General features: G+C 56.5%; 1 protein-coding gene. It reads right to left on the reverse strand.

Annotated elements, in window-relative coordinates; all coding sequences use genetic code 11:
- A partial coding sequence (locus H5202_RS23770; protein WP_220494003.1) for a hypothetical protein occupies nucleotides 1-299 on the reverse strand: 299 nt, incomplete at both ends.

Consider the following 299-nt stretch of genomic DNA (forward strand, 5'->3'; position numbering starts at 1 on the left):
GCAGATGGGTTACCGGCGATATCAATCACTTGCGCGGTCACATCAACATCAGTTGCGCCTGCAGTGACAGGCACTTCAACGTCAAAGCCGTTGTCGAGCATGTCTTGAGTCACAGGGCCGTTAAACAGGGTGTTGCCATTGCCGTCAGTGACAATCAAGGTGTCGCCAACTTGAGTGCCAGTCGCTAGCGTCACGGTGGCGGTCACAGTGCCGTCAGTACCGATCTCATCGCTGTTGAACACGCCATCGCTGCCCATGCCGCTGAACTCTACAGTCGGTGCTGGTGCCATGGTGGCATC

The organism is Shewanella sp. SG41-4, assembly GCF_014164505.1.
GTDB lineage: Bacteria > Pseudomonadota > Gammaproteobacteria > Enterobacterales > Shewanellaceae > Shewanella.